The sequence below is a fragment of the Acidovorax soli genome (assembly GCF_014207955.1).
Taxonomy (GTDB): Bacteria; Pseudomonadota; Gammaproteobacteria; order Burkholderiales; family Burkholderiaceae_C; genus Acidovorax; species Acidovorax soli_A.
On sequence record NZ_JACHLK010000001.1, the window covers coordinates 480,748 to 493,384 of the forward strand.

Sequence of the window (12,637 nt, forward strand, 5' to 3'; positions counted from 1 at the left end):
CCGGGCTGCAGTGCGGCGCGGGGGCAATCCCTGCCTGCGCTCCGCTTTTGATAGCTGCAGCACCCCACGGGCTGTGGCGATCTTCTTGTCACAACTTTACACTGGGACAAACAACGTGCATGCGGGCGATACATGGCGGGCAGACACTGCAGTCAAGCGCTGGAACCGCCGTTCCGGGGCCCTTCAACCTCCCTGAAAGGACTTTCACCATGGCCCTCCTGTCCCGCCACACCGTGGCTGCCGCCGTCCTCGCTGCCCTGGCCCTGCCGGTGCTGGCCCAGCCTGCGACCCCTGCCAATCCGCCGGCCGTCGGCACGGTGGCCGCGCCCGACGCCCGCAAAGGCCCGGGCGACCACCGCGAGCGCCACCAGGCCCGCAAGGCCGAACGTGCTGCCGCGCTCAAGGAACAGCTCAAGCTGACTCCCGCCCAGGAACCGGCCTGGAACAGCTTCACGGCCTCCATGCAGCAGAACGAAGGCCATGCCCGCCTGGACCGCAAGGAACTGGACAAGCTCACCACGCCCGAGCGCATCGACCGCATGCGTGCCTTGCGCGCCCAGCACGCCGCCGAGGCCGACCGCCGTGGCGAAGCCACCAAGGCCTTCTATGCCGTGCTCACGCCCGAGCAGCAAAAGACCTTCGATGCCCGCACCCACCGCATGGGCCCACCGCACGATGGCCCCGGCAAGCACGGCCCCCATGGCCACCACGGCAAGCCCGCAGGGGCGCCCGCCGCACCCCAGTCGTGAACCCGGGCCGCCCGCGCGGCGCCACCGCCTGACACCAGGGGCCCGCACGGGCCCCTTTTCGCTTTTTCCGCCAGCGAGCCGGGGTGGCGGCCTACAAAAGCCCCGGGGGAGGCGTTCCTACACTCGTTTACATACAGTTGTGTATGTCAAACCACGGAACAAAAACCATGAACACCAATACCTTCCGCATGGCGCGTCCGGCCTCCCTCGTTTCCCTGCTGGCGGCCACCCTGGCCTGGGGCGCCCTGGCCGCGCTGCCCGGGGCCGCGCAGGCGCAAAGCGCCCAGGCATCCCCCTCCCTCTACATCCAGGGCTCCCAGGCCCGGCAGGGCACCGATGCCCTGGCCATCGGCGCCACCCTGCCCTGGAAAGGCTGGCAGCGGCCCCTGTGGGGCGGCCAGCTCACGGGCTACTGGGACCTCTATGCCAGCCGCTGGTCCTATGACGGCCTGTCGGGCCAGCGCGAGCACCTCAGCCTGGTCGGCCTCACGCCCACCCTGCGCCTGCGCATGGACGAAGGCCGCTCGGCCTGGTTCTGGGAAGGCGGCATCGGCCTCACCGTGGCCGACAAGCGCTACGAGATCCCGAACCGCACCTTCAGCACCCGCGCCAACTTCGCCTCCCACCTGGGCCTGGGCGTGGGCCTGGGCGAACAGCGCCAGCACGACCTCGTGCTGCGCGTGCAGCATGTGTCGAACGCCGGCATCAAGAAACCCAACCCGGGCGAGAACTTCGTGCAGCTGCGCTACGGCTACCACTTCTGAGCCGGCCACCGCCCACCACGACGGCCCGCCTTGGCGGGCTTTTTTTGCCCAGCCCTCCCGCCGCCTGTGGATAACCATGGGTATTCTTGCCGAACAACCCATGGCTTATCCACAGAACTTCGCCGCGGCCCAAAGTTGTTGTCATGAACGCGCAAAGTTCACCCCGCTTGCGCCACAGGGTTTGCAGCCACGCAAGTGCGCGCCAGCATTGGGAAAAACCGGCTTGTCCACACAACAGCCCCTGCTCTATTACTACTGCTATTGATTTATAGAGCTATCAAGGAATAACAAGACAACACCAAGGCAGGGTCCATGGAAGGTCTGGGTACCTCTTGAATGCTGCTCTGCAAGGCAGAACGGGGATCAACAAGCGCACGGGGCTCGCAAAGGCCCCTGGCAGCCAGGGTGACGCCCTCAGGCACTCCGGCGCAGGCAGAGGCATCTGCAAGAGGGTTCAGGGCCTCTTCCTGAGGCCATACCGGGGGAACGGGAGGCTTGTCGGGAGGTGCCATGCCACCGTCTGAGCCGCCGATGCATTGAAAGGGGCCAAAAACGCCCGTTCCCGGCCAGAGAAATCCACCGGAGCCACCATTTCTCCCGGATGGCTCGGGGTGCTGTGTATAACTTTGGGGGAATTGCTGGCACAACCGCCGGGTTGTCCACACCGAAGGGCGATGTTCCATTGTTGTCCCCGTTGGCGAGACAGCGGGACCCGCGTGCTGCGCACAGGGTTGGCAGCGACGCAAGTGCTTGTCAGGCCACAGGAAAACACCCTTGTCCACAGAAAAGCCGGTGCTTTACTACTACGACTATGTATTTATAAAGAAATTAAGAAGAAGACAGAGAACAACATCCGCATGCATCCGCACCCGGTTCGGGGCTGGAAAAGCACGGGTCACCGGGTGTTGGTTCCAGGGCCGGGAGACAAGCGCACTCGGTCAACACCGGCGCGGGCCAGGCAAGCGCCTCGGGGGCTTCATCCCGGATTGCGCAGAAAGGCCTCCAGCCGGTCCACGGGCAGGGGGCGGCTGAAGAGATAGCCCTGGTAGAGCTCGCAGCCTGCGCGGGCCAGCAGCTCGCGTTGTTCGGCCGTCTCCACGCCTTCGGCGATGACTTCCAGGCCCAGGCTGCGCGACAGGCCGATGATGGTGTCCACGATGGCCGCGTCGTTGGGGTCGGTGAGCAGGTCGCGCACAAAGCTCTGGTCGATCTTGAGCTGGTCCAGCGGCATGCGCTTCAAGTAGCTCAGGCTCGAATAGCCGGTGCCGAAGTCGTCCAGCGAGAAGCCCACCCCATAGGAGCGCAGCGCCGCCATGGTGGCGATGGTGGTTTCCATGTCCTCCACCAGCAGGCTTTCGGTCAGTTCCAGCTTGAGCAGGCCCGAGGGCGCCCCCGTGATGGCCAGCACCCGGGCCACATCGTCGACGAAGCTGGCATGGCGGAACTGGCGCGAACTCACGTTGACGGCCACCGTCAGGTGGCTCAGCGCCGGGTCGTCCTGCCAGCTGGCCAGCAGCTTGCACGCGGTGTGCAGCACCCAGCGGCCCAGCGGCAGGATCAGCCCGGTCTCTTCGGCCAGCGGAATGAACTGCGCCGGCGAGACCATGCCACGCTGCGGGTGGGCCCAGCGCAGCAGCGCCTCCACCCCCACCACCAGGCCCGACTGGCGCACCTGGGGCTGGAAGTGCAGCAAAAACTCTTCCTGCGCCAGGGCCGAGCGCAGATCGGTCTCCAGCGAGGCGCGTTCGCTCACCACGGCCTGCATCTGCGGGTTGAAGAAGCGCAGCGTGTTGCGGCCCGCCGTCTTGGCCTGGTACATGGCCAGGTCGGCCTGCTTGAGCAGCTCGCCCACACTGGTCTGCCCGCCCGTGAAGGGGGCGACGCCGATGCTCGGCGTGCTGCGGTACTGGTAGCCTGCCAGCGCATAGGGCAGGGCCAGCGTGGCCAGGATCTTCTCGCCCACCGAGCGCGCATGCAGCACCAGCTCCTCGGGCAGCGAGCTCAGCTCCTCGAGCATCACCACGAACTCGTCGCCGCCCAGGCGCGCCACCGTGTCCACGGCACGCACGCAGGTGTTCAGGCGCTGCGCCACCTGCTGCAGCAGCATGTCGCCCTGGTCATGGCCCAGGGTGTCGTTCAGGGTCTTGAAGTTATCGAGATCGATGAACAGCAGCGCACCGCCGCGCTGGTGCCGCCGCGCACTGGCCAGCGCCTGGTGCATGCGGTCCATGAGCAGCATGCGGTTGGGCAGCCCGGTCAGCGGATCGTAGAAGGCCAGGCGCTGGATCTCGCGCTCGGTGGCCTTGCGCTGGCGGATGTCGGTGTTGATGGCCAGGATGGAATGGGGCTGGCCGTTGTCGCCGCGCACCAGGGTCCAGCGGCCTTCGACATCGATGGCGCTGCCATCGCGGTGCTGCTGCACGATCTCGCCCGTCCACTCCCCATGCTCCAGCGTGGCCTCCGTGGCACGGCGGAAATGCGTGGGGTCCGCGTACAGCAGGGTCTCGATCGACTGGCCCAGCACCTGCAGCTTCGACCAGCCATACAGGCGCTCGGCGCTCTGGTTCCAGAAGATGATGCGGTGCTCCAGGTCGCGCACGATGATCGCGTCCTGCGCCTTGTCCAGCAGCGAGGCCTGGTGGCGGATGCGCGCATCGGCCACCTGGCGCTCGATCTCGGCCGAGGCGCGCGCCGCGAAGATCTGCAGCGTGGAGATGATGAAGTTCGGATCGGCGATGGCCTGGCGGAACAGCACGAACACCAGGCCCACCACCTCACCGTCGGCATTGCACAGCTGCTGCCCCGCATAGCCGCGCGCCTGCACCATGCGCAGCACGGGCGCCTCGGGGTAGAGCTGCTGCACCCCGTCGGCCACCACGAACTGGCGCTGGTTCAGCAGCTGCAGGCTGGGCGTGCCTTCCAGGGTGTAGTCGGTGGGGGCCAGCAACTGGCCATCGAGCGCGGCCGCCAGCGTGCTCACCCGCGGGGGCTGGTCGTGGTAGTGCGGCAGCAGGCGCACCACGCAGCCGCCCTGGGCGTCGAGCGCGTCGGCCATGTTGCGCACCAGCTGCTCGAAGAACTCCGTGCCGGTGCTGGCCGACACGGCGGCCGCCACCTTGAGCACCGAGGCCTGCAGCCGCTGCTGCGCCTTCTGGGTGCGCAGGCTGGTGATGCCGAAGGCCAGGTCGTTGGCCAGCTCCTGCAGCAGCGCGGCTTCTTCGGCGCTGATCTGCAGCACTTCCGGTGCATACAGGTAGAGCAGGCCGAAGGTGCTGTCGCGGTCGCGCAGCGGCAGGCAGATCACGGCGTAGAAGCCGTGATCCAGCATGCGCTCGGTCCAGTCCATGAAGTAGCGTTCGTTGCGGATGTCGCGCACGATCTCGGGCTTGCCCGAGCGCACGGCACGGCCGGCGGGCCCGCGCCCGTAGGGCTCATCCTCCGACCAGCTGAGCTTCAGGGTCTCCAGGTAGTTGTGGTTGTGGCCTGCATGGGCCACGGGTTCGATGGACTTGCGCTCGTCGTCGCGCGCAAAACCCACCCAGCCCATGCGGTAGCCGCCGATGTCCACTGCGATCTTGCAGATGGCCTGCAGCAGCGTGGCCTCGGAGGTGGCGCGCACCAGGGTTTCGTTGCAGGCGCTGAGCAGGCGCTGGGCGCGGCCCATGCGCGCGAGCTCCGCCTCGTTGCGCACGCGCTCGGTCACGTCGGAGGCCAGCACCTGGCGCGCCGCCACGCCGTTGAAGTCGATGTTGCCCGCCGTGAGCTCCATGTCGATCAGGCTGCCGTCCTTGCGCACATGCCGGCGCACCTTGGGCAGGCTGCGCCGCTCCGGGTCGATGGCGCGCAGCCTGCGCTCGGCGATCTCGCGGTACTGTGCCGGCCACAGGTCCTGCATGCGCATGCGCAGCAGTTCCTTCTCGCTGTAGCCGTAGTGGTGCACCATGGCATGGTTCACGGCCAGGAGGCGCAGGCTCTCGCGCTCGTAGACCCACATGGGCTGCGGATGCTCGTCGAACAGCATGCGGTACTGCAGCTCCGAGGCGTGCAGCTGGCCGGCCACGCGGCGCAGCTGCACCATGGCACCGAGCGACTCGGCCAGGATCTCCAGGTGGGCCACGTCGCGCCGCGAAAAGGCATTCGCCTGGTGCGAGGTGACCTTGAGCGAGCCCACGACCGCATCGTCCGCGCGCAGCGGCGCCGCCATCACCGAGCGCACACCCAGGCGGTGCGGCAGCGCGGTCATGTCCCAGCCCGCGGCCTCGGTGTCGTTGCACAGCACCGTGCGCCCCTGGTACAGCGAAGGCCACAGAATGCTGTCGCCCACCGCCATCAGGTCGCCCTCGGGGCGCACCATGTCGCCGGCCGAGGCCTTGGCCACCAGGTGCCGGCCTTCGAGCAGCTCCACCATGGCACCGCGCGCGCCGGTCTGGCGCAGCACGGTCTCGGCCACCAGGTGCAGCACATCGGGCAGGGGCATGTCCAGCGAGGAGATGCGCTGCTGCAGGTGCAGCAGTTCGGCATGGTTGCGCGTGTCGCGCTGGGCCTCCAGCTCGACGGCCTTCTGCGCGCTGTGGTCGGCCATGCCGCCCACCATGCGCACGGCGCGCCCGTTGCTGTCGCGGATCAGGAAGCCGCGGTCCAGCACCCAGGCATAGCTGCCGTCCTGGCGGCGAAAGCGGTACTCGGCCGACCAGTGGCTGTCGCTTCCGTCGATGGCCGCGTGGATGCCGCGCAGCACGGCCTCGCTGTCCTCGGGGTGCAGCCGCAGCGTCCAGGAGGTGCTGTCTGGCGGCAATTGGTCCAGTGGCACGCCGAACAGGCTTTGCATGCCCTCGTTCCACCACATGGCGTCGGTGGTGAGGTTCCAGTCCCAGATGGCATCGGCCGTGGCGCGCGAGACGAGCTGGAAACGCTCCTCGCTGCGCTGCAGCGCCAGATCGGCCTGGTGGCGCGCCGAAACGTCCTGGAAGGCCCCCTGGATGCGCACGATGCGGCCCTGCGCATCCCGCACCGCCTGGCCCGCTGTGCGCACCCAGAAGTGCCGCTCGCCGGGCATGACGACCTCGGCTTCCAGGTCGAAGGGGGTGCCGTGCCGCAGGCAGGCCCGGAAGGCATTGCGCAAGGCGCTGCGGTAGGGGGCGGTGTACAGGTCCAGGATCTGGCCCACGGCACCCACCCGCCGCGTCAGCCCGTAGGCGGCGGCGATCTCCTGCGACCAGTGCAGCCGCATGCTGGGCAACTCCACGAACCAGCCGCCCACCTGGGCGATGCGGCCGGCCACGCGCAGCGTCTCGCCCTGTTCCACCAGCTCGTCGTGCATGCGATCGCGCTGCTCCACCAGCTGGGCCAGCAGGCGCTGCTGGCGGCGCAGCTCCAGCTGCACCATGGCCTGCTCGGCCAGCACCGTGAGACCGTCGAGCTGCTCGGCCTCCAGGCCGCGCACCCGGGTGTCCAGCACCGCCAGCGTGCCCAGGGCAAAGCCTTCGCCATTGACCAGCGGCACGCAGGCGTAGAAGCGGATGTGCGGGCTGCCGGTGACCAGCGGGTTGTGCGAGAACTCGGGGTGCACACTGGCGTCGTTCACCACCACCGGTTCCCGGCTGCCATGCAGCGCATGGGCGCAGAACGCAACGGCGCGGTCGGTCTCCTGGAACGGGATGCCCACGGCCGCCTTGAACCACTGGCGCTCGCTGTCCACGAAATTGACCACTGCCATCGGTGTGCGGCAGATGCGTGTGGCCAACAGGGCGAGCTTGTCGAAGGCATCCTCGGACGGGGTGTCCAGGATGGCGTAGGACTGCAGTGCCTGGAGCCGCGCAGCCTCAGCGGTGGCGTGCTCTGGATGGTGCATGGCTCAGGTGCGCGAAGCGCTTGCCGCGGGCGCTTGCCGGCGCCGTGGAGGTGTTCTGGGAGGGGTCGGAATGGCCAGCATGGAAGAGAAAGTAGCCCGGACCGTGGTCGATGGTGGGAAAAGTAGCAAAAAAGGCACGGCGCGGCACGCCCTGCCACCGTTTCTAGACGCAAATGGTGACCATTGCAACTTCAAAAGAACAATCCTACACCGGTGCGTGCCGCGGGGTGCCTGCTGACAACCCTCTGAAGCAGCCCGGTCGCGTCGCGCAGGCAACCTTCGTGCAGCGCGAGGCTTGCTAGCCTTGGCGGCATGCAGATTTCCGAACTCGCCCGCCGCACCTCGGTCTCGGTGCACGCCTTGCGGCACTATGAAAGCCAGGGGCTGCTGCAGCCCGAACGCCGGGCCAATGGCTACCGCGACTACGCCGAGGGCACCGAGCGCGAGGTGGTCTTCATCGCCATGTCGCGCCAACTGGGTTTTGCGCTGCCCCGCATCGCCGAACACCTGGCCGACTTTCGCAGCGGCCGGCTCACCATCGATGCCATGGTGCAGGCCCTGCAGCAGCGTGCGCAGGAGCTCGCAGACCAGGTGGCGCAGTTGCAGGCGCAGCGCCAGCAGGTGCTGGAGCATGTGGCCTGGCTGCAGGCCCGGGCGCCCGCCCCCCGGGTGCCCTCCCATCCCCCGGTGGCTGCACCCTGGCCGCGCGTGCGTGGCCGTGCCGCCGCTGCTTCCACCCGTTCCACCTCCAGGAGTCGACCATGACCGCAGCCCCCCTCCCCTCCGATCTGTTGCAGGCCCATGTGCTGGCCATGCCCATCGCCCAGACCCTGGGCCTGCGCTTCACCCGCGTGGCAGCGGGCGAGGTGGACCTGGAGATGCCGGTGCAGGACGCACTGTGCTTTCGGCCCGGGCAATTGCAGGCCACGGCCGTGTTTGCGCTGGCCGACTTCGCGGCCGTGGCGGCGGCGGGCAGCACCCTGCCCAGCGGCTGGGTCAATTCCACCGTGGACGCCCATGTCAAGCTGCTGGCGCCGGCGCGCGGCCACAGCCTGCGCGCGCGGGGCCGGGTGGTGAATGCGGGGCGCACGCTCACGGTCTGCGCGGCCGACGTGTTTGCCGTGGCGGATTCGGGCGACGAGACCCTGTGCGCCACCTTGCTCGCCACCGCCCACAATGTGGATGGCAACGCAGCCCGGCAACCCCGGCCCTGAATCAGCCCTTCAACGTCCGGCGCGCGCGCACGGCCTCGGCCAGGCCCTGCAGCACGGGCACGGTCTGCGCCATGCTGATGCAGGCGTCCGTGACCGACACGCCATGGGCCAGCGCCTGGCCGGGCACGATGTCCTGGCGGCCTTCCTGCAGGTGGCTCTCGACCATCAGGCCGGTGATGCGCGCATCGCCTGCGGCGATCTGGCGGGCCACGTCCTCGGCCACGGTGATCTGGCGCTGGTGCTGCTTGCTGCTGTTGGCGTGCGAGACGTCGATCATCACCTGCGGGCGCAGCCCGGCCGACTGCAGCATGGCGCAGGCGGCATCCACATCGGCCGCGCTGTAGTTGGGCTGCTTGCCGCCGCGCAGGATCACGTGGCAGTCCTGGTTGCCGCGCGTCTCGAAGATCGCGGCCTGGCCCATCTTGGTCATGCCCATGAAGGCGTGCGCGGCCTGGGCCGCCTGGATGGCGTCGCTCGCCACCTTGACGCCGCCATCGGTGCCGTTCTTGAAGCCCACGGGGCAGGACAGGCCGCTGGCCAGCTGGCGGTGGCTCTGGCTCTCTGTCGTGCGGGCCCCGATGGCGCCCCAGCTCACCAGGTCGCTGATGAACTGCGGGCTCAGCAGGTCCAGGAACTCCGTGCCCACGGGCAGGCCCAGGGCCAGCACATCGAGCAGCAGGGCGCGTGCCATCTCCAGCCCCTCGTTGATGGCAAAGCTGCCATCGAGGTGCGGGTCGTTGATGTAGCCCTTCCAGCCCACGGTGGTGCGCGGCTTCTCGAAGTACACGCGCATCACCACCAGCAGGTCGGCGGCCAGCGCATCGGCCTGCTGCTTGAGGGCGCGCGCGTATTCCATGGCCTGGCCATGGTCGTGGATAGAGCACGGCCCCACCACCACGATGAGGCGGTCGTCCTGGCCATGCAGCACGCGCGAGATCGCGGCGCGGCTGCTTTCCACCAGGGTCTGTGCGGCTTCGGGTGCGGGCTGCCACTCCTGCAGCAGGGCCGGGGTGATCAGCGGGCGCACGGCCTTGATGCGGGTGTCGTCGATGCGCGTCGTGTCGTGGGTGGACAGCGCTGCCGTGGGGGTGGTGTGTACGTGGAGGGTCATGGTGGCCGCCATTTTCGCCTTGGTTGCAGAACGTGTTTGCGCTACGGTGCTGTCCTACAGCCCTCCACCCCTGTCCCCGGTATACCTGTAGCCAGTCCAACACCCGTCTCCAGGAGTTTCCATGGCCATCCAGAACGCCCTTGCCAGTGTGGCCGTCAGCAGCCTGCCCGACGCCGTGCAATGGTATGGGGCGCTGTTCGAGCGCGGGCCCGATTCGCAGCCCATGCCCGAACTGGCCGAATGGACCCTGCCGCAGGGCGGCTGGCTGCAGGTCTACGAACTGCCCCGGCGCGCGGGCCGCTGCTCGGTCACGCTGGCGGTGGACGACATCGACGAACAGGGCGAGCAGCTGGAACGCATGGGCGTGGACACCGCCCAGCGCTCCAACAGCAAGCGGGTGCGCGTGATTTTGGTGACCGACCCGGACGGCAACCACCTGGCCTTTGCCCAAGCCCTGGGGCGGCCCCGCCTCTCGAACTGAGGGCTCAAGGCCGACGGAAGGCGGGGCGCTGGCCGGCCCAGTGTTTGGCGCTCAGGTAGTCGAGGCGCACCGTGCCGCCTGTGGATGGCGCATGCACGAAGCGCCCCTCCCCTACATAGATGCCCGCATGGTTGGGCTGGCGCCCGGTGCCGAAGACCACCAGGTCACCGGCGCGCAGTTCGCCCCCTTCGACCGGGTAGCCCCAGGTATTGAGCGCGGCCACGGTGCGCGGTGGCGGTGTGCCCACCTGGTTGCGGTAGACATAGCCGATGAGGCCGCTGCAGTCGAAACCCGAATCTGGCGTGTTGCCGCCGTAGCGGTAGGGGGTGCCCACCAGGCCCAGGGCATGGATGGCGATGCCGTGCGCCTGGTCCGGGCTCAGCGGCGGCGTGGTGCGGACCGGGGCGGAGGGAAAGGACGAGGACGGCGATGACGAGGAGGGCCGGGAGCTGCCGCAGCCTGCGATCAGCAGCGCAGTGGACACCAGGGCCAGGCAGGAAAGGGCACGCATGGATCGCAAGCGTACCGCACCCTGCACGCGGGGGTGAATGCCCCGCCGGGGCCACTGCCTTTTGTGCCGGCAGCGCCCTTTCGGATCCCTGTTCCTCCGCCGTCTATGCCGCAGCGGTGGTGGCAGCGCGCGTGCCTTCGCCGCGGCGCTGCGCGAGCCGGTTGGCCACGCTCACGATGGCCTGCACCGAGGCGGTCACGATGTTGTGGCTGGCGCCCGCGCCGAAGGTGGAGCCTGCCACGCCTTCGAGCGCGGCTTCCACGATGGCCAGGGCCTGGGCATTGGCGCCCGTGCCCGTGGCGCGCTCCTCGTAGTGGTCCACGCGCAGCGGCAGGCCCAGCGCGTCCACGGTCGCGGCAATCGGGCCGTTGCCCTGCCCCTGCAGGGTCTGGCGCGTGCCGTCGATGCTCACGTCGAGCTCGATGCCCTGGCCGTCATCGGCCAGTTTGTGGCCGTGGCAGACGATGGCCGCACCCGGGCCCGTGGCCAGGTAGGTGGCCTGGAACAGGCTCCACAGCGCATCGCCGGTCATCTCGCCCTCGCTGGCATCGGTCTGGCGTTGCACCACGGCGCTGAACTCCACCTGCATGCGCCGTGGCATCACCACGCCGTGCTCGCGTTCGAGCAAGAAGGCGATGCCGCCCTTGCCCGACTGGCTGTTCACGCGGATCACGCTGTCGTAGGTGCGGCCCAGGTCGGCGGGGTCGATGGGCAGGTAGGGCACTTCCCAGAGCGCATTCGGGTCCTGCGCGGCAAAGCCCTTCTTGATCGCGTCCTGGTGCGAGCCCGAGAACGCGGTGAACACCAGGTCGCCCGCATAGGGGTGGCGCGGGTGCACGGGCAGGGCCGTGCATTCCTCGGCCACGCGCGCCACGGCGGTGATGTCCGAGAAGTCCAGGCCCGGGTGCACGCCCTGGGTGTACATGTTGAGCGCCAGGGTCACGATGTCCACGTTGCCGCAGCGCTCGCCGTTGCCGAAGAGGCAGCCCTCCACGCGGTCGGCACCGGCCATCATGGCCAGCTCGGCCGCGGCCACGCCGGTGCCGCGGTCGTTGTGCGGGTGCACCGAGAGCACCACATGCTCGCGCGGTGCCAGGCGCCGGTGCATCCACTCGATCTGGTCGGCGAACACGTTGGGCGTGGCGTTCTCCACCGTGGTCGGCAGGTTGATGATGATGCGCCGGCCCGGGCCCACGCCCCAGGCCTGGATCGCAGTCTGGCAGGCGCGCAGCGAGACCTCGAGCTCGGTGGCGCTGAAGGTCTCGGGCGAGTACTGCAGCGTCCACTCGGTGCCGGGCTCGGCATCGGTCAGGCGCTTGAGGTGCGAGACGTTCTGGTCGATGAACTCCATGACCTGGGTCACGTTCATGCCGAAGACGATGCGCCGCCAGGCCGGGGCCGTGGCGTTGTACAGGTGCACGATGGCGCGCGGCGCGCCGCGCACGGCCTCCACGGTGCGCTCGATCAGGTCGGGGCGCGACTGCGTCATGACCATGATGGTCACGTCGGCGGGCACCTGGTCCTCGTCGATGAGGCGGCGCACAAAGTCGAAATCGGTCTGCGAGGCGGCCGGAAAGCCCACCTCGATCTCCTTGAAGCCGATGCGCACGAGCTCCTGGAACAGGCGCATCTTGCGCTCGCCGTTCATCGGCTCGAACAGGGCCTGGTTGCCGTCGCGCAGGTCGGTGGACAACCAGATCGGTGCCTGGGTGATGGAACGCGAGGGCCAGGTGCGGTCGGTGAGTGCAACCGGGGCGATGGGCTGGTACTTGGTGGCGGGCTTGGCAATCATGAGAGGCTCCACGAACAGGTGCGTGCAGTGCGCCATGTGGTGGGCGCCGCCTGCATGCAGGTCAAACGAAATGAATACGGATGACGTCCCCTGCAGCCCTTTGCACGTGTGCAAAGGCTGGTTCGCGGGCCGGGGTCAGGGGGAAATCAGGTGTTGCGCGGAAT

General features: G+C 68.6%; 9 protein-coding genes. 5 read left to right on the forward strand and 4 right to left on the reverse strand.

Translation table 11 applies throughout. The annotated features are described in order from the left end of the window. The first annotated feature begins 209 nt into the window (after positions 1-209). Positions 210-749 carry a Spy/CpxP family protein refolding chaperone gene (locus HNP48_RS02275; protein ID WP_184855216.1) on the forward strand — a complete coding sequence of 180 codons (540 nt, stop codon included), beginning with the start codon at positions 210-212 and terminating at the stop codon, positions 747-749. 167 nt (positions 750-916) lie between these two features. After that, positions 917-1,513 carry an acyloxyacyl hydrolase gene (locus tag HNP48_RS02280; protein ID WP_260420052.1) on the forward strand — a complete coding sequence of 199 codons (597 nt, stop codon included), beginning with the start codon at positions 917-919 and terminating at the stop codon, positions 1,511-1,513. Positions 1,514-2,489: 976 nt separating this feature from the next. Here HNP48_RS02280 and HNP48_RS02285 read toward each other — a convergent pair. Next, positions 2,490-7,364 (reverse strand): EAL domain-containing protein, encoded by a 4,875-nt coding sequence (locus tag HNP48_RS02285; RefSeq protein WP_184855217.1) that lies wholly within the window; start codon positions 7,362-7,364, stop codon positions 2,490-2,492. 312 nt (positions 7,365-7,676) lie between these two features. Here HNP48_RS02285 and HNP48_RS02290 point away from each other — a divergent pair, with 312 nt between their 5' ends. Together HNP48_RS02290 and HNP48_RS02295 are read left to right on the forward strand one after the other, a co-directional pair. Then, positions 7,677-8,129, forward strand: coding sequence for a MerR family DNA-binding transcriptional regulator (locus HNP48_RS02290; protein WP_184855218.1), 453 nt, complete (start codon positions 7,677-7,679; stop codon positions 8,127-8,129). Then, a complete protein-coding gene (locus HNP48_RS02295; RefSeq protein ID WP_184855219.1) occupies positions 8,126-8,578 on the forward strand; it encodes a PaaI family thioesterase in 453 nt (150 codons plus the stop codon). The genes HNP48_RS02290 and HNP48_RS02295 overlap by 4 nt, the downstream gene beginning before the upstream one ends. Before the next feature lies 1 nt (position 8,579). On the opposite strand, the gene HNP48_RS02300 is transcribed toward HNP48_RS02295, so the two are convergent. After that, positions 8,580-9,689: a 3-deoxy-7-phosphoheptulonate synthase gene (locus HNP48_RS02300; RefSeq protein ID WP_184855220.1), complete on the reverse strand. Its 1,110-nt coding sequence runs from the start codon at positions 9,687-9,689 to the stop codon at positions 8,580-8,582. Between the two features lie 121 nt (positions 9,690-9,810). On the opposite strand from HNP48_RS02300, the gene HNP48_RS02305 reads away from it, so the two are divergent. Then, positions 9,811-10,170 (forward strand): VOC family protein, encoded by a 360-nt coding sequence (locus HNP48_RS02305; RefSeq protein WP_184855221.1) that lies wholly within the window; start codon positions 9,811-9,813, stop codon positions 10,168-10,170. A 4-nt stretch (positions 10,171-10,174) separates the two neighbouring features. Here HNP48_RS02305 and HNP48_RS02310 read toward each other — a convergent pair whose 3' ends face one another. Beyond that, positions 10,175-10,681, reverse strand: coding sequence for a C40 family peptidase (locus tag HNP48_RS02310; protein WP_184855222.1), 507 nt, complete (start codon positions 10,679-10,681; stop codon positions 10,175-10,177). A 103-nt stretch (positions 10,682-10,784) separates the two neighbouring features. After that, positions 10,785-12,473 (reverse strand): 2-isopropylmalate synthase, encoded by a 1,689-nt coding sequence (gene leuA / locus HNP48_RS02315; RefSeq protein ID WP_184855223.1) that lies wholly within the window; start codon positions 12,471-12,473, stop codon positions 10,785-10,787. Positions 12,474-12,637: the final 164 nt, after the last annotated feature.